General features: G+C 32.2%; 17 protein-coding genes and 1 pseudogene. 11 read left to right on the top strand and 7 right to left on the bottom strand.

All coding sequences use genetic code 11. The features are described 5' to 3' along the window. Positions 1 to 57: 57 nt before the first annotated feature. Positions 58 to 546, bottom strand: a complete 489-nt coding sequence (gene moaC, locus JX000_RS02955) for a cyclic pyranopterin monophosphate synthase MoaC (RefSeq protein ID WP_002450301.1) — start codon at positions 544 to 546, stop codon at positions 58 to 60. Between the two features lie 61 nt (positions 547 to 607). On the opposite strand from moaC, the gene JX000_RS02960 reads away from it, so the two are divergent. From JX000_RS02960 to JX000_RS02990, 7 genes are all read left to right on the top strand, one after another. After that, positions 608 to 1,867: a molybdopterin molybdotransferase MoeA gene (locus JX000_RS02960; RefSeq protein ID WP_206140861.1), complete on the top strand. Its 1,260-nt coding sequence runs from the start codon at positions 608 to 610 to the stop codon at positions 1,865 to 1,867. Next, the gene (gene mobB, locus JX000_RS02965; protein WP_002450303.1) at positions 1,864 to 2,334 is read left to right on the top strand and encodes a molybdopterin-guanine dinucleotide biosynthesis protein B; all 471 of its coding nucleotides are present in this window, start codon (positions 1,864 to 1,866) and stop codon (positions 2,332 to 2,334) included. Before JX000_RS02960 ends, mobB begins: the two co-directional genes overlap by 4 nt. A gap of 5 nt (positions 2,335 to 2,339) precedes the next feature. Continuing rightward, a complete protein-coding gene (locus tag JX000_RS02970; RefSeq protein ID WP_002450304.1) occupies positions 2,340 to 2,786 on the top strand; it encodes a molybdenum cofactor biosynthesis protein MoaE in 447 nt (148 codons plus the stop codon). 1 nt (position 2,787) lies between these two features. Further along, positions 2,788 to 3,021: a molybdopterin converting factor subunit 1 gene (moaD, locus tag JX000_RS02975; RefSeq protein WP_206140862.1), complete on the top strand. Its 234-nt coding sequence runs from the start codon at positions 2,788 to 2,790 to the stop codon at positions 3,019 to 3,021. 5 nt (positions 3,022 to 3,026) lie between these two features. Then, entirely contained in the window at positions 3,027 to 3,629 is a 603-nt protein-coding gene (mobA, locus tag JX000_RS02980; RefSeq protein ID WP_002450306.1) for a molybdenum cofactor guanylyltransferase MobA, read from the top strand. Between the two features lie 15 nt (positions 3,630 to 3,644). Next, positions 3,645 to 4,667, top strand: a complete 1,023-nt coding sequence (moaA, locus tag JX000_RS02985) for a GTP 3',8-cyclase MoaA (protein ID WP_037551734.1) — start codon at positions 3,645 to 3,647, stop codon at positions 4,665 to 4,667. A gap of 283 nt (positions 4,668 to 4,950) precedes the next feature. Next, complete coding sequence (locus tag JX000_RS02990; protein ID WP_002465440.1) at positions 4,951 to 5,301, top strand: SarA family transcriptional regulator; 351 nt, start codon at positions 4,951 to 4,953, stop codon at positions 5,299 to 5,301. A gap of 89 nt (positions 5,302 to 5,390) precedes the next feature. On the opposite strand, the gene JX000_RS02995 is transcribed toward JX000_RS02990, so the two are convergent. Together JX000_RS02995 and JX000_RS03000 are read right to left on the bottom strand one after the other, a co-directional pair. Further along, on the bottom strand, positions 5,391 to 6,596 hold the full coding sequence (locus JX000_RS02995; protein WP_049425433.1) for an MFS transporter: 1,206 nt from the start codon (positions 6,594 to 6,596) through the stop codon (positions 5,391 to 5,393). Next, the gene (locus JX000_RS03000; protein ID WP_206140863.1) at positions 6,593 to 7,027 is read right to left on the bottom strand and encodes a MarR family transcriptional regulator; all 435 of its coding nucleotides are present in this window, start codon (positions 7,025 to 7,027) and stop codon (positions 6,593 to 6,595) included. Before JX000_RS03000 ends, JX000_RS02995 begins: the two co-directional genes overlap by 4 nt. A gap of 175 nt (positions 7,028 to 7,202) precedes the next feature. On the opposite strand from JX000_RS03000, the pseudogene JX000_RS03005 reads away from it, so the two are divergent. The 3 genes and pseudogenes from JX000_RS03005 to JX000_RS03015 all read left to right on the top strand — a co-directional run bounded on the left by JX000_RS03005 (position 7,203) and on the right by JX000_RS03015 (position 12,962). After that, positions 7,203 to 7,963 (top strand): annotated as a pseudogene (locus JX000_RS03005) (VOC family protein). A 461-nt stretch (positions 7,964 to 8,424) separates the two neighbouring features. Continuing rightward, positions 8,425 to 9,675: a lipid II:glycine glycyltransferase FemX gene (locus JX000_RS03010; protein WP_206140864.1), complete on the top strand. Its 1,251-nt coding sequence runs from the start codon at positions 8,425 to 8,427 to the stop codon at positions 9,673 to 9,675. Positions 9,676 to 9,797: 122 nt separating this feature from the next. After that, positions 9,798 to 12,962: an efflux RND transporter permease subunit gene (locus tag JX000_RS03015; RefSeq protein WP_206140865.1), complete on the top strand. Its 3,165-nt coding sequence runs from the start codon at positions 9,798 to 9,800 to the stop codon at positions 12,960 to 12,962. Between the two features lie 47 nt (positions 12,963 to 13,009). Here the strand turns inward: JX000_RS03015 and mspA are convergent, their stop codons facing one another. Together mspA and JX000_RS03025 are read right to left on the bottom strand one after the other, a co-directional pair. Next, positions 13,010 to 13,327: a membrane stabilizing protein MspA gene (mspA, locus tag JX000_RS03020; RefSeq protein ID WP_037551736.1), complete on the bottom strand. Its 318-nt coding sequence runs from the start codon at positions 13,325 to 13,327 to the stop codon at positions 13,010 to 13,012. 102 nt (positions 13,328 to 13,429) lie between these two features. Continuing rightward, a complete protein-coding gene (locus JX000_RS03025; protein ID WP_002450315.1) occupies positions 13,430 to 13,597 on the bottom strand; it encodes an SE1832 family protein in 168 nt (55 codons plus the stop codon). A gap of 135 nt (positions 13,598 to 13,732) precedes the next feature. Between JX000_RS03025 and JX000_RS03030 the strand changes: the two genes are divergently transcribed. Then, complete coding sequence (locus JX000_RS03030) at positions 13,733 to 14,644, top strand: AEC family transporter (RefSeq protein WP_145505422.1); 912 nt, start codon at positions 13,733 to 13,735, stop codon at positions 14,642 to 14,644. Positions 14,645 to 14,750: 106 nt separating this feature from the next. On the opposite strand, the gene JX000_RS03035 is transcribed toward JX000_RS03030, so the two are convergent. Beyond that, complete coding sequence (locus tag JX000_RS03035; RefSeq protein ID WP_002450317.1) at positions 14,751 to 15,542, bottom strand: glucose 1-dehydrogenase; 792 nt, start codon at positions 15,540 to 15,542, stop codon at positions 14,751 to 14,753. A gap of 23 nt (positions 15,543 to 15,565) precedes the next feature. Further along, complete coding sequence (locus JX000_RS03040; RefSeq protein WP_002450318.1) at positions 15,566 to 16,429, bottom strand: GRP family sugar transporter; 864 nt, start codon at positions 16,427 to 16,429, stop codon at positions 15,566 to 15,568. Positions 16,430 to 16,578 lie beyond the last annotated feature (149 nt).

Below are 16,578 nucleotides of genomic sequence, written 5' to 3' on the forward strand. Positions count from 1 at the left end.
AGTAGTTGACTCTATATTATTTATGTCCCATTGCCTCTCTTAACTATTGAATTTAAACTAATTTGATCGATGATAATCGCCTGATTTTCCACCGGATTTAGATGTTAGATAAGTTTGGCCTATTGTCATTCCCTTATCAACTGCTTTGGTCATATCATAGATGGTTAAAGCTGTTACAGAAGCAGCAGTTAAGGCTTCCATTTCTACACCAGTTTTACCTGTTGTAGATACTGTAGCTTGAATATTCAGTTCGAAATGATTTGACGATGTTGTATTCCATTCAAACGAAACATCTATACCCGTTAATGGAAGCGGATGGCACATTGGAATAATCGTTGAAGTATTTTTAGCAGCCATAATTCCAGCAATTTGAGCAGTATTTAATACGTTACCTTTAGCGTTCGTATTTTGAACAATTTGTTGATAAATTGTTTCATTCACTATAATACTTGAATGTGCAATAGCTGTTCGTTTAGTAACTTCCTTATTAGAAACATCGACCATTTTAGCGTTACCTTGTTGATTAATGTGTGTAAATTCTGACATGTTAATCCTCCTTCTTATCGACACAAGTATATCATGAAAAATTATTTATGGAGATGATCATATGACATTTGAAAAAAGAAGTCCAATTCCTGTAAAAGAAGCTATTCAACGAATTGTAAATCAAAATATTCGTTCAAATAAGACCACTGTGGCATTAGAAGAAAGTATTGGGCATGTATTGGCGAATGACATTATAGCTACCTATGATATTCCAAGATTTGATAAGTCACCTTATGATGGGTTTGCAATTAGAAGTAAAGATTCTATAGGTGCTAGTGGTGAGCATAGAATTAAATTTAAAGTGATAGATCATATTGGTGCTGGTTCAGTGTCGCAAAAAGAAGTTGGGCAACACGAAGCGGTACGTATTATGACAGGTGCACAATTACCAAAAGGCGCAGATGCAGTGGTGATGTTTGAGCAAACAGTTGAGGAAGAAGATACATTTTCGATTAGAAAATCTTTTGAACATCATGAGAATGTATCCTTAAAAGGTGAGGAAACACAAACAGGTGACATTGTATTAACAGCTGGGCAACGTATTAACCCAGGTGCTATCGCAGTCTTGGCAACTTATGGTTATACAGAAGTTGAAGTTTATGAAAAACCTAGTATCGCAGTTATCGCTACTGGTAGTGAATTGTTAGAAGTTGGTGATGAACTTCAACCAGGTAAAATTAGAAATTCAAATGGACCTATGATTAAAGCACTAGCTGAACAACTTGGTATCAACGTAGGGTCTTATCAAATACAACAAGATGATTTAAAAAGTAGTATTGAAGTTGTTAAACATGCAATGGAGAAACATGACATGGTCATTACGACAGGTGGCGTATCTGTTGGAGATTTTGATTATTTACCTGAAATTTATCGAGCTTTAGATGCCAATGTATTATTTAATAAAGTCGCTATGCGTCCAGGTAGTGTAACAACCGTTGCCGTAGCTGATCAAAAATATTTGTTTGGTTTATCAGGTAATCCGTCTGCATGTTTTACAGGATTTGAATTATTTGTGAAACCAGCGATGAATCATTTGATGAATGCCAAAGCGATGTATCCTCAAATTGTGAAAGCAACACTGATGGAAGATTTTACTAAAGCAAATCCGTTTACAAGATTTATACGAGCTACTGCAACATTAACTTCTGCTGGTGCAACTGTTGTACCTTCTGGTTTTAATAAATCGGGTGCAGTAGTAGCCATAGCACATGCAAATGCCATGATTATGTTGCCAGGAGGGACACGTGGATTTAAACAGGGACATACTGTTGATGTTATACTCACAGAGTCAGCGGCTTACGAAGAGGAATTAAATATATGATATTACAAATGATTGGATATAAAAATGTTGGAAAAACGACATTGATGACACATGCAATATCATTTTTAAAAGAGCGAAATTTTAAAGTTGCAAGCATCAAACATCATGGTCATCAAGGTGAAGATATTCAATTACAACATCAGCACGTAGACCATATGAAACACTTTCAATCTGGTGCCGATCAAAGTATTGTACAAGGTCATGCCTATCGTCAGACAGTCACTAGATCGACTGAACAAAGCCTTTCTAATATTATTAAGGAATCTGTTACAATTGATTGTGATGTTGTTTTAGTTGAAGGCTTTAAACATGAAAATTATGACAAGATTATTGTTTATGAGAATGAAAAACAATTACGTGAGTTAAATCATTTAAACAATATATGTTATAGGATAAAATTAAATGAACCAAATGCTTATCAAAAATTTGATGAATGGTTAATAAATAAAGTAACACATAAGGATTGAGCAAAATGAAGCAATTTGAAATCGTAACAAAGCCGATTCAAACCGAGCCTTATCGTGAATTCACGTTAAATGAACATCAAGGTGCAATGGTCATGTTTACTGGACATGTACGTGAATGGACGAAAGGTGTTAAAACAGAGTATTTAGAATATGAAGCATATATTCCAATGGCAGAGAAGAAAATGGCTCAAATTGGTCAAGAGATAGAAGAAAAGTGGCCCGGAACCATCACAACCATTGTTCACAGAATAGGCCCATTACAAATATCAGACATAGCTGTCTTAATTGTCGTATCTTCACCACATCGTAAATATGCATATCAGGCAAATGAATATGCAATAGAGCGAATTAAAGAAATTGTTCCAATTTGGAAAAAAGAAATTTGGGAAGATGGATCAGAGTGGCAAGGGCATCAAAAAGGTAGCTACGATGAAAGCCATAGGGGGAAGTAAAATGAAAGTACTCTACTTTGCAGAACTTAAAGATATAATCAATCAACAATCGGAATCAATCGATTTGTCAGAAAGGGTTAGTGTTGCAGATTTTAAAGACTTACTATTGCAACGACATCCTGAATTAACACATAAGCAATTTCAAATTGCAGTAAATGAAGAATTTGTTAAAGATACAGATATGATAGGAACTGGTGATACAGTGGCACTCATCCCACCAGTCAGCGGAGGATAAGATAAATGAAAGCAATTATACTTGCTGGAGGAGAGTCCAGACGCTTTGAACGTCCTAAAGCATTTGCCGAAGTTGAAGGGCAAATGTTTTATCAGCGAATTATCAAAGTATTGGAATCAACAAATATGTTTAATGATATTGTTATTAGTACAAACAATCAACTGAAAAATCAATTTGCACATCCAAACGTGGTTGTTGATACCGATAAACATAAAGGGAAAGGCCCATTAGCAGGTATATTAACAGCTATGCAAGAGTATCCAGATGAAGAATTATTTTTCGTAGTGTCAGTAGACACACCTATGATTAATGAAAGAGCTATTAATCAACTCTATCAGTTTATGGTGTCACACTTAATAGATGATCAAATAGATATCGCAACGGTAAAAGCAGCAGGACATTATATTCCAACAATTGGTTTTTACAGTCCTAAGACGAAAGCCATGATAGAAACTATTTTAGAGTCCGATGATTATAGTTTTAAACAATTATATAATCAAATGAATATAGATTGGATTAAAGTAGAAGATATCAAAGCACCGTCATATTGGTATTACAATATCAATTCTCAACAAGACTTGGACACTTTAAAACAACAGTTAAGTTAATAAGGAGGGTCCATGATGGTAGAGCAAATTAAAGATAAATTAGGTCGACCGATAAGAGATTTAAGATTATCTGTCACTGATAGATGTAATTTTAGATGTGATTATTGCATGCCAAAAGAAATCTTTGGTGATGACTTTGTCTTTTTACCTAAAGAAGAGTTATTAACATTTGAGGAAATGGTTAGAATATCTAAACTATATGCTCAATTAGGTGTCAAAAAAATTAGGATTACTGGTGGTGAGCCACTCTTACGCAGAAATCTTTATCAACTCATAGAGCAACTGAATCAAATTGATGGTATAGAAGATATAGGATTAACTACGAATGGTTTACTATTAAAAAAACATGGTCAAAATCTATACAATGCAGGTTTAAGACGAATTAATATTAGTTTAGATGCGATAGATGATGAAGTCTTTCAAGCGATTAACAATCGAAATATTAAAGCATCTACAATTCTAGAACAGATTGATTATGCAATATCTATAGGCTTTAAAATTAAGGTGAATGTAGTCATTCAAAAAGGCGTCAATGACGACCAAATCATTCCAATGATAGAATACTTTAAATATAAAGGCATTGAGATAAGGTTTATAGAATTTATGGATGTAGGGAACGATAATGGTTGGGATTTTAGTAAAGTCGTTACGAAAGATGAAATGTTAAGTATGGTAGAAGAACATTTTGATATAGAACCAGTAGAACCTAAATATTTTGGTGAGGTTGCAAAGTACTATAGACATAAAGATAATCAAGTGAAATTTGGATTAATTACAAGTGTTTCACAGTCATTTTGTTCAACTTGCACGAGAGCACGTTTATCTTCAGATGGAAAATTTTATGGTTGCTTATTTGCAGAAGTAGAGGGTTTTGATGTCAAAGCGTTAATGCGATCAGGTGCATCAGACGAAATGTTACTAGAGCAATTTAAAGCATTATGGCATATTAGAGACGATCGTTACTCTGATGAACGAACTGAACAAACTGTACGAAATAGAAAGCGTAACAAAATTAATATGAATTATATAGGCGGATAACATTAAACTGTCAAACTAATTATGAACAAAAGAAGACTCATATTTTAGAAACAAATATTCATTTAATGGATTAAAAATGTATTGCGATATCTGTTCTTTTACATTTAATTACTTTTCAATATTAAAAGCGTACTTTAAAATGATGTATTTCTAAACCAATTTTAGACTTAAATTTAATATTTGTAATAGATAAAATTCTAACTTTGTTATATAATAAAGTTAAGCAATTTAATTGTACAATACAAACATCACATCTAAGAATCAACATAGGAGGCATTTTATTATGACAAATAAAGTACAAGGTTTTATTGCATCTGAAAGAGAGCTAAGTCAACTTAAGCATTGGTTAAAATCAACCTATCGTATTTCAATTGAAGAATTTGTTGTATTATACAAAGTCTTTGAAGGTGAGAAAATAAGTGGTAAAGAATTAAGAGATACATTACATTTTGAAATGCTTTGGGATACAAGTAAAATTGATGTCATTATCCGTAAAATCTATAAAAAAGAACTTATTTCAAAATTGCGTTCTGAAACAGACGAACGACAAGTGTATTATTTCTTCAATGCGTCACAAAAAAAATTAATAGATAAAATGATTAATGAAATAGAAGCGATTAGTATCGCAAACTAACAATATATTAAAAAAGAAAAGCTAGAGAAGCCTTATTAAAGAGGTTTCTCTAGCTTTTTTAATTTAGTAAAATTTGTTAGATTTAGTCATTATTCATAAGAATAGGAATGTCTAACTTTTTTGCCATGTACCAAGAAGTAAACGGCTGTAGTCAATAGTCCTAATATCGCCATTGCTCCATAAATTTGACCATATGAAACCATATGCGTAAATAATCCTAAGAATGAAGGTCCAAAGCCTACGCCGATATCTAGACCAATAAAATAAGTTGAAGTGGCTAAACCATATTTGGATGATGGTGATACTTTAATGGAAATAGCTTGCATAGATGAAGAAAGATTTCCATAACCGATACCTAGTAAAATACCAGCAAGTAATAATAAGCCACTATTATAACTGAAAACTAAACAAATAAAACATAATATCTGTGCAATGAATGCTGGATAAACCACAACATTTTCATTTTTATTATCCATGAGACGGCCTGCTATAGGTCGAGTGACTAATGAAGCAATAGCATAGAAAATAAAGAAGTAACTTGCGGCATTAACTAAGTCACGTTGTTCTGCAAACACTTGTAAATAAGTTAAAATAGCTGCATAAGTCACACCAATTAACATCATCACGATGGCTACTGGAACTGCCTCTTTAGCGATGAAGTTGTGGATACTGAAACCTTTATGTCCTGAATCATTATGACTAGGTTTAACAGTTTCAAAGTCAATTTTAATGAATAACGATAAAAGTAAACCAATGATACCTAATATAATACATAAAGTGAATAGAACAGTTATTGAAAAGGCATTAAGTAGTAGAATACCAAAGAAAGGTCCTACGGCAGTTCCTAAAACTAAACTTAATGAAAACAAACTGATACCTTCACTTTTACGAGTTTGTGGCGTTACGTAAGCTGCTATAGTACCAGTGGCTGTAGTAGCAATTGCTGTAGCAATACCATTAATCAAACGTACAAACATTAAGAAATAAATATTACTCGGAATAAAATAAAGTGCTTGAGTTACTATTAAACAACTTAAACCAAATATTAATATCTTTTTAGGACCAAATAAATTTACATATTTACCTGTTCCAAAACGACCGATTAATGATCCCACAATAAATAAACCAACGACAAGGCCGGCTAAACTATCTGAGGCATGATATTCAGATTTACTATATCCAGCAATTACAACAATCAACAAATACATACATAAGTATACGAAAAAGTTTATGATGAAATTTAGATTGAAGCGTTTGGTAAAAATAGGTGCTTTAGTTGCTGACGATTCATTCATTTTTGACTCTCCTTTAGTATTGTTTCATAAATGATAGACATTGACTCGATAATTTTTGATAATTGTTGCTCATTAATACCTGATTTTTTAATAATTTCACTTTGTATCTCATTAACCTCATTATTTATCGCGTTATATAATTGCATGCCTTCTTTTGTTAAGCTCAACCATTTTTGACGCTTGTCATTACCCGTTGTAAATGTGATCAATTCTTTTTCTAATAATACTTTGATGAACTTTCGTGTTGTTGGTTTCTCTATAGAACGGCGATACGAAATATTAACTAACGTTGTCGGTTGGAATTGAGCTATGTCTTTTAAAACAAGCCATTGACCAGTATGAATGTCATATCGGTCTAATATTGGTTGCGTTAATTTAATATAAGGTCGGTAAATACTTATAAAACTATTAAAAAAATCATTACTAATCATGAGTACACCCCAAAACATTTGTTAATTAGTTAGCTTAGCTAACCTTTTTAAAACGCAAGCATTATTATAGGACTAATAGCTATATTTTGCAATACTTTTTTGCTAGGTTTTAGAAGTAAATTATTGCTACATTTGTTAAAATAAGAATTAAGAAATGCAAAAAGGAGATCATAACATGGATTTGAAATTTGATCATATCATTCATTACATTGATCAATTAGAGCAATTTAAGTTTCCAGGTGAGGTAGTTAAACTCAATTCCGGAGGTAAACACCATAAATTTGGAACATTTAATAAGTTGTCCTATATAAATGAAAATTACATAGTTTTTTAGATGTAGAAGATCAAGAGAAATTGCAAAAATTAGCGAAAACTGAAGAAGGAAGAGTATCATTTGCAACAAAAATCGCTCAAGATAATTTTAAACAGGGGTTTAAAACAATATGTTTAAGAACTAGTAATATTGATGCGATTAAACAGACTTTAGAAGAAAGAAACATAGATGTCATTGGCCCTGTAAATATGGAAAGAGAAACTAAAAAGGGTGAAAAAATAACTTGGCGTCTTCTCTATATTGCTGATCCTAGTTATATGGTCAAACCTCCATTTTTTATTCAATGGGATCAAGGGGACGCAAATCGACATGAACAACTTAAGTCGTTGTATCAAACTCAATTTTCTATTGATATGATTATGGTTTCAAGTAGTAAGAGAGCTCAGACAGTGAATAACTGGCAAAATTGGTTTGATATGGAAATAGTTGAAGAGACTGAAAAATATACGGATTTAATTTTGAAAGAAGATCAGATTTATTTCCGTATTGAAGATGGTAAACAATCGGGTTATCATACCGTAGTTCTTAAAGATACTGAAGCGACAGCACCATATTCACTATATATTAGAGGTGCTAAATATCGATTCGAGCCGATTCATTAATAAAGATAATTATAAGCACTTTGAATAATAAAAGAGATATGAATGCAAGCAATGATAACTGATAAAATACTCAAGTAATTACTTAATGATGTAGTTCTAATTAATAAAAATAGTATAGATAATACTAAAGTGAATGCTGCTATAATGACTTTCAGACTAAAGTAGTCGATGGAAAGTCCACTTTGTACAGAAGTGAAAATAGCAATCAGATTTAAAAAAATTAACAAAACGATAAGTGTTGGACGCATAAAACACACTTCTTTCCTTTAAAATTAGGTAATATATTATATCAATATTAATATAATTTTAAAGACAAATTCAACTTGATAGATATACGCATCAAATATTGATGGAAATAGAATTAAATATTGAAGTTTAATCGTTAATGTGTTTTGTCGACACTTATATCCAGACGATGTATAATTATAGGTATTGTTAATATAAAGGAGATATTATAAACCATGGAAAAGATGAATATCACTAATCAAGAACATGACGCATTTGTAAAATCTCATCCAAATGGCGATTTACTGCAACTCACGAAATGGGCAGAAACTAAGAAATTGACTGGATGGTATTCAAGAAGAATTGCGGTTGGTGAAAATGGTGAAATCAAAGGTGTTGGACAATTATTATTTAAAAAGATTCCTAAACTACCATTTACATTATGTTATGTTTCAAGAGGATTTGTAACAGATTATGATAACAAAGATGCGTTATCACAATTATTAGAAGAAGCGAAAAAAGTAGCTAAAGACGAAAAAGCCTATGCTATTAAAATAGATCCAGATGTTGAAGTAGAAAATGGTACTGAAGCGTTGAAAAATTTACGTAACCTTGGCTTTAGACACAAAGGATTTAAAGAAGGCTTATCTAAAGATTATATTCAACCTAGAATGACTATGATTACACCAATAGATAAATCAGACGAAGAGATTATTCAAAGTTTTGAAAGACGAAATCGATCTAAAGTAAGGCTTGCCCTTAAACGTGGGACAAAAGTTGAAAGAGCTGGCAGAGACGGCTTGAAAACTTTTTCATATTTAATGCAAATTACTGGTGAACGTGACGGTTTCTTAACACGTGACATTAGCTATTTTGAAAATATTTATGATGCATTACACGATGATGGTGATGCAGAATTATTCTTAGTTAAACTAGAACCTAAACCAGTACTTGAAACGGTAAATTCAGAAATTAAAGACTTAGAAAATGAAATTGAAAAGCTTCAAAATAAAAAGCAAGACAAAAAAACATTAAATAAAATTAATGATGCAAATAGCAAAATTAAAAAGTCTCAGGATTTAAAAAATGATTTACTAGAACTTGAAAAAGAGCATCCAGACGGTATTTATCTATCAGGTGCATTATTAATGTTTGCAGGAAATAAATCATATTACTTATATGGCGCATCATCTAACGATTTCCGTGATTTCCTACCAAACCATCATATGCAATATACAATGATGAAATATGCACGTGATCATGGTGCAACAACTTATGACTTTGGCGGAACTGATAATAATCCAGACAAAGAGTCTGATCACTATGGATTATGGACGTTCAAAAAAGTATGGGGCACTTATTTAAGTGAAAAAATTGGTGAATTTGACTATGTTTTAAATCAACCATTGTATCAACTTATCGAACAAGTGAAACCTAAATTAACTAAAGCTAAAATTAAACTTTCACGAAAATTAAAACGTAAATAAATTTAACCATTTTATCTGAACGATTCTATTTATAAAAGAACGTTCAGATTTTTTTGAATGAACATTGCAATTTATGAGTATCGAACTAATACTAGAAATTAATAAAAGGGGACACTTGATAAATGATAAAAAAACTATTGCAATTTTCTCTTGGTAATAAATTCGCCATCTTCCTTATGGTATTACTTGTAATTTTGGGAGGCGTATATGCTAGCGCGAAATTAAAAATTGAATTATTACCAGATGTTGAAAATCCTATGATTTCTGTCCAAACAACAATGCCAGGTGCAACACCGCAAACGACACAAGATGAAATTAGTAGTAAAATTGATAGCCAAGTGAGATCGATGGCTTATGTTAAAAGTGTCAAAACAGAATCTATTCAAAATGCTTCTATAGTGACTGTTGAATATAACAATGACACAGATATGGATAAAGCCGAGGAACAATTGAAGAAGGAAATAGACAAAATCAAATTTAAAGATGGCGTCAGTGATCCTGAATTAACACGTAATTCGATGGATGCCTTTCCTATTATCGCATATTCTTTAACTGATAAAGATAATGATCTAAAATCGGTGACGAAAAAGTTAAATCAACAACTTATTCCTAAATTACAAACGATTGATGGTGTTCAAAATGCACAATTAAATGGTCAAACCAATCGTGAAGTGACATTGAAATTTAAACAAAAAGAGTTAGATAGTAAAGGTGTTACGGCAGACGATGTTGAAAACTATCTGAAGACTGCCACTAGGGAAACACCTTTAGGTTTATTCCAATTTGGAGATACAGACAAATCGATTGTTGTAGATGGACAATTTACATCTGTTAATGCATTTAAGAATTTAAAGATACCAGCGACAATTGCTGGTCAAGGACAAAGTAGTGACAGTGGAAGTGATGATAATCAGGATAGTGAAAGTTTAATGCCATCAGAGCCATCATCGGCAAGTAGTTCAAAGCAAGGTTCGTCTAGCTCAATGCCATCATTTAAATTAAAAGATGTAGCGGATATATCAGTTGGTGATGAACGTACATCTATTTCTAAAACAAACGGCAAGGACGCAGTTAACTTACAAATTACTAAAGCACAAGATGCTAATACTGTTCAAGTTGCCAAAGATGTACAGAAAAAAGTAGATGAATTTGAAAAAAATAATAGTGAAATGAAAGCCATTAAAACAATGGATACAGCAAAACCTATTGAAGATTCATTATATACGATGATTGAAAAAGCAGCTTTAGGTACCATTGTAGCGATAGTAGTTATACTTCTATTCTTAAGAAATATAAGAACAACGGCTATTTCAATTGTTTCAATACCAATGTCAATCTTAATAGCATTAGTTGCACTTAAATTATCTAATGTATCATTAAATATACTGACATTGGGTGCCCTAACAGTAGCAATTGGACGTGTAATTGATGATTCCATTGTTGTTGTAGAAAATATATATAGACGTTTATCAGATAGAAATGAACAACTTAAAGGTGATTCACTTATTGTCAGTGCTACAACGGAAGTGTTTAAACCTATTCTATCTTCAACTCTTGTGACTATCATCGTATTCTTACCACTAGCATTCGTATCAGGATCAGTTGGTGAGATGTTCAGACCATTTGCATTAGCGATCACTTTCAGTTTATTAGCGTCATTATTAGTATCTATTACTGTTGTTCCGGCATTAGGTTCAACATTGTTTAGAAAAGGAATTCAAACTAAACCTGAGAAACAAGCGCAAGGTGTAATCAGCAGTGGTTATAAAAAGTTACTCTATTGGTCTCTCAATCATAAATGGATAGTTATTATCATTAGTATTGTGCTACTAGTAGGCAGTATTGGTCTAGGTGCAGCTAAACTAGGTACAAGCTACATTTCATCAGGTGATAATAAATTCATGGCGTTAACTTATACACCAAAGCCTGGAGAAACTGAAAAATCCGTACTTGAACATGGTGAACAAGTTCAAAAATATCTTAAAACAAAAAATAAAGTGAAAACAGTACAATATTCAGTAGGTGGACCAACACCTTCCGATCCTACAGGAAGTACAAATAGTATGGCCTTGATGGTAGACTATGATAAAGACACACCTAACTTTGAAGAAGAACCAGATAAAGTTCTTAAGCATGTGGACTCCTTTAAACATCCAGGACAATGGAAGAACCAAGATCTAGGTACCGGTGCAGGAAATGATTCAATTGAAGTGACAGTTCAAGGACCTTCAACAGATGCGATTAAAGGCACAGTTCATAAAATAGAAAGTACTATGAAAGATGTTAAAGGTATCAATAATGTCAAATCCGACTTGTCAGAAACATATCAACAATATGAAGTTAAAGTTGACCAAAATAAAGCAGCTGATAATGGTATATCAGCTAGTCAATTAGCTATGAATTTAAATGAAAACTTACCTGAAAAAACAGTTACGACAGTAAAAGAAAATGGTAAGAAAATTGATGTGAAAGTAAAACAAAACAAACAGACAGATTGGTCTCAAAATAAATTAGAAAATATCAAATTGAAGAAACCGACGGGTGGAACAATTAAATTAAGTGAGATTGCCAAACTGGAAAAATCATCAACACCAAGTAAACTAACACAAGAAGATGGTGACTATTCAACAACTGTTTCTGGTAAGATTACAAATAGCGATGTCGGTGGCACTTCTCAAAAAGTCATGTCAAAAGTGAATAAGATGGATAAAACTCACGGCGTAAAAGTAAACGTAGGTGGAGCAACAGATGATATTAATTCTGCTATGACTCAACTTGCGATAGCCATGTTAGCTGCAATTATTATTGTATATCTTATCTTAGTGATTACGTTTAAAGGTGGTTTAGCACCATTTACCATTCTATTCTCGTTACCGTTTACAATTGTTGGTGTTGTACTGTCACTTGTAATTACTGGTGAAACAATTTCAGTACCAAGTCTAATTGGTATGTTGATGTTAATTGGTATTGTAGTGACCAACGCTATTGTATTGATAGATAGAGTAATTAATAACGAAAAATCTGGAATGGATATGAAATCTGCATTGATAGAAGCAGGTGGCACAAGAATACGACCTATTTTAATGACAGCTATTGCAACGATAGGCGCGTTGGTACCATTACTCTTTGGAGAAGACAGTTCTATACTCATTTCTAAAGGTATGGCTGCAACAGTTATTGGTGGACTTATTTCTTCAACGATATTAACACTTATCGTTGTTCCAGTAATTTATGAAATATTATTTACACTTAAAGATAAAATATACCGAAAATTAAATAGAAAATAGTATGTAAAAAGCCTCTTATCCCAACTAAGGGATAAGAGGCTTAACTATTAATATAAAATTAAAGTAAGAATAATATAAATTACGAATAATCCGATGGATAAGATGTTTAATATGTTTACACCTTTAATATCATTTTTAAGTGATTTAAATGCTGTTACTTCAACATTACCAACTAATAGTAACAAGACTATGAATACCCACCAATTTTCATTTGGGAATTGCATTGTCGTAATAGCAACTACAAATAATAATAAAACAGCCATGATTATTCTTAAAATTCTAGTAAATATAGAATTCATTTTGAATATACTTATGTAACTTACAATTAAGTATAGTAAAGGTAATAAGATTAAGTATAATTTCATGAATTGACATCCTTTCTATTTCGAATTTATATTAGCACGTTCTTTTATTTATGACTAGGATGTCTATAATAAAAATGTAATGATATTGTGACACTACAAACACTATTGTTCATTTATTTGCTTTCTCACCTTAGCCATCTCTTTTTCGATTTCTTCTAGTTGATTAACTAGTGGATCGATATTTTGATTTAATGACTCACGTTTTTCCAAGTCACCTTGAAGACGCGTATAATCATATTTTAGTTCAGCTAATTTAGATTCTAACTTCATTCAAAGACAACTCCTTTATTTATTATTTTACAGAGTATTTAAATTATATCATGAAACAAAGTGGTTCTAAAATTTATAGCAAATGTGTTAAAGTTATCAATTGTAAGAGTTGAGATACGTGAAAGAAGGGTTGGTATGACGGAGCAATTTGTAATGATTATTCTTTTAATCGCTTTAGGGTACTTTTTAAAGCGAATTAATTACTTAAAAGCAACGGATAGTCAAGTACTTTCCACTTTAGTTTTAAATGTAACCCTACCTTCTTTAGTGATTGTTAATTTGAATCATGCTGATTTAAATCCATCGTTTTCGATATTGCCTGTTATGATGATTATTTACGGAGTATTAGCTAAAATTATTGTTATTTGGTGTTTTCGAAAATATAATAATCAAATGCGTGGTTCAGTAGGTATGATGATTGGTTCTATGAATATTGGATTATTTGCTTATCCACTCGTAGATGCTATTTGGCCGGGAACGGGTATGGTTTATTTTGGAATGGTTGATATTGGTGGAGCAGTAATTATGTTCGGTTTAACTTACTTTGTTGGTAGTTACTATAGTGAGGGAAGCGACCAATTTAACTTTAAATTTTTAGGTCTAAAACTCGTTCAGTCCGTTCCACTTGTTACATATATTGTTATGTTTACACTAAATATGGCTAACATTCATTTACCAAAAGTAGCCATAGATTTCTTTTCAATTTTAGATAAAGCCAATATGCCAATGTCTATGATTTTATTAGGTGTTATGTTGAGTTTTACAATTGATCGAGCTTATTTACCTATTGCAATCAAATACCTATGCCTACATTATGGTATTGGTTTAGGTGCAGGACTACTGGTACATTATTTCTTACCGGTATCTGATCAAATGATTAAAACGACATTATTAATCACATGGTTATTACCTGTAGGTGTGGCGATAATACCTTATTCAATCCAATTTAAATACAAAACGTTACCTTTAATAGGTATGGTTACTAATTTAACGATTGTCATTAGTATTATTATATTATATATGTATCAAGCATTCTTTGTTTCATAGTCATTTTGTCATAGAGTTAAATAAAAAAACCATGCAATACATGCGGCCATAATGTTATTAAATAACATATACTATGCATGTATATTGCATGGTTTATTTTTTCGATTTAGCCTTTACCACCCATAAATGCAGGATAGTTTGTCATGCCACCATCAACATAAATGGTAGTACCGTGAATATAATGAGCTAAATCTGATGCTAAGAATAATGCTACATTAGCAATGTCTTGAGCATCGCCAATTTCTTTTGCAGGAATCATTTCTAATGTTTCCGCACGTGTTTTTGGATCAGAGAATTTTTCTTTAGTATGTTCAGTTACAATAGCACCAGGAGAAATATTGTTTATTCTAATACCAAACTGAGCATATTCCATCGACATTGTTTCCATCATTAATTTTAATCCACCTTTACTAGAAGCGTAATGGACGTAATTAGGCCATGGAATTGTATCGTGAACACTTGAAGTATTAATGATAACACCTTGTTTATCTTCATCTCTGAATTGTTTTATTGCTTCTCTTGAACCGATAAATGCGCCAGTTAAGTTAATATCTATAACTTTTTGCCATTCTTCAAGCGTCATTTCATGAGTTGGTGTTGGTTTTTCAAAACCAGCATTATTAATCATGATATCTAATGTACCAAAATGCTCAACGGTCTGTTTAATTAAATTGATAACATCTGCTTCTTTTGATACATCACCTTGAACAAGTAGGGCATCTCCTCCAGCTTGTTTGATGATATTAACAGATTCTTGTAAAGAATCATCATGTTTATCAGAGCGATAGTTAAGTACAACTTTGGATTTAGCTTTACCAAAGTTTTCTGCAAAGGATTTTCCGATACCACTACCGGCTCCTGTAATAATGACTACTTTATCTTCTAAGTCTTTAAACATTTAAGAGCCTCCTAAAATATGAATTATTTCAGATTACCTAAAATAATAGCAGCAATGATAATAAGGATAATACCTGACCATATGCCTGTCATCTGACGACTGTCTTTTTTCTCTCCTAAGATAAAGATACCGCCAAGTGTAGATACGATAACTAATAATTGAGATAATGAAAAACTAGTTGCAACACCTACTTTAGGTTGTGAATAGAACATGAATAAGTTACCGATTGCCCATACTACACCAGGAATAAGGTTTAAGGCAGTAGACTTGATTGATGTTTTATGATTCATGGATAAGATGAAACCACCAATAGCCATTCCGACTGATTGGAAGAATAACGCCTTAGTACCACTAACATTAAAGATATCTCCTAATACAACATAGCCAACGTAACCAACTGTTGAAATTAAAAGAATACCCATTGCTTTTTTGAACTCTGGATCGTCAGATTTTCCTTCGTTTTTAGCTTTTAATGATGTTAATGCAATACCTGCGACTAATAGCACCATGGATAATAGACCAAAAACAACCTGTACCATAGTACTCCATTCACCAAGGAAAATAACACTAAATAATGTAGTACCGACCAATTGCATACCTGTTGAGATAGGCATTGTTTTAGATACTCCAATTAAGTTAACAGATTTTAATTGGTTGCCTTGACCAAATGCCCATAGAGCACCAGAGAATAATCCCACTATAATGACTGTTAAATCGTCAAATGCTGCATTACCACTTAGAAGTAAACAAATACCTACAATAAGCGCACCTAAAGTAGTACCTCTGATTTGATTATAGGGGCCACCACCAACGAAAACATTGATTATAACAACACTACCCCAAAATAGTGCTGGTAACAATGCGATTAAAATATCAAGAAACTGCATATGTTTCTCACTCTCCTAAATTACGAATTAAGTGCTCCCCTTAATAACACTTGGAGTTAATTTTAAAACAAATTGGTAGAATAGTAAAAAACATCGCTCGAATTTTGTTTTGATGCGATAAAAAATACATCACCCAAGAATAGGGAGAT

It is taken from the genome of Staphylococcus sp. SB1-57 (assembly GCF_017086425.1).
Taxonomy (GTDB): domain Bacteria; phylum Bacillota; class Bacilli; order Staphylococcales; family Staphylococcaceae; genus Staphylococcus; species Staphylococcus warneri_A.

Excerpts from the sequence above, each read along its gene's own strand:
- JX000_RS02970 (WP_002450304.1), top strand. The coding sequence starts at position 2,340 with ATGAAGCAATTTGAAATCGTAACAAAGCCGATTCAAACCGAGCCTTAT.
- JX000_RS02990 (WP_002465440.1), top strand. The coding sequence starts at position 4,951 with ATGACAAATAAAGTACAAGGTTTTATTGCATCTGAAAGAGAGCTAAGT.
- JX000_RS03035 (WP_002450317.1), bottom strand. The coding sequence starts at position 15,542 with ATGTTTAAAGACTTAGAAGATAAAGTAGTCATTATTACAGGAGCCGGT.
- JX000_RS03000 (WP_206140863.1), bottom strand. The coding sequence starts at position 7,027 with ATGATTAGTAATGATTTTTTTAATAGTTTTATAAGTATTTACCGACCT.
- mspA (WP_037551736.1), bottom strand. The coding sequence starts at position 13,327 with ATGAAATTATACTTAATCTTATTACCTTTACTATACTTAATTGTAAGT.
- JX000_RS02960 (WP_206140861.1), top strand. The coding sequence starts at position 608 with ATGACATTTGAAAAAAGAAGTCCAATTCCTGTAAAAGAAGCTATTCAA.
- JX000_RS03015 (WP_206140865.1), top strand. The coding sequence starts at position 9,798 with ATGATAAAAAAACTATTGCAATTTTCTCTTGGTAATAAATTCGCCATC.
- JX000_RS03040 (WP_002450318.1), bottom strand. The coding sequence starts at position 16,429 with ATGCAGTTTCTTGATATTTTAATCGCATTGTTACCAGCACTATTTTGG.
- moaD (WP_206140862.1), top strand. The coding sequence starts at position 2,788 with ATGAAAGTACTCTACTTTGCAGAACTTAAAGATATAATCAATCAACAA.
- mobA (WP_002450306.1), top strand. The coding sequence starts at position 3,027 with ATGAAAGCAATTATACTTGCTGGAGGAGAGTCCAGACGCTTTGAACGT.
- JX000_RS03030 (WP_145505422.1), top strand. The coding sequence starts at position 13,733 with ATGACGGAGCAATTTGTAATGATTATTCTTTTAATCGCTTTAGGGTAC.
- moaC (WP_002450301.1), bottom strand. The coding sequence starts at position 546 with ATGTCAGAATTTACACACATTAATCAACAAGGTAACGCTAAAATGGTC.
- JX000_RS03010 (WP_206140864.1), top strand. The coding sequence starts at position 8,425 with ATGGAAAAGATGAATATCACTAATCAAGAACATGACGCATTTGTAAAA.
- JX000_RS02995 (WP_049425433.1), bottom strand. The coding sequence starts at position 6,596 with ATGAATGAATCGTCAGCAACTAAAGCACCTATTTTTACCAAACGCTTC.
- JX000_RS03025 (WP_002450315.1), bottom strand. The coding sequence starts at position 13,597 with ATGAAGTTAGAATCTAAATTAGCTGAACTAAAATATGATTATACGCGT.
- moaA (WP_037551734.1), top strand. The coding sequence starts at position 3,645 with ATGGTAGAGCAAATTAAAGATAAATTAGGTCGACCGATAAGAGATTTA.
- mobB (WP_002450303.1), top strand. The coding sequence starts at position 1,864 with ATGATATTACAAATGATTGGATATAAAAATGTTGGAAAAACGACATTG.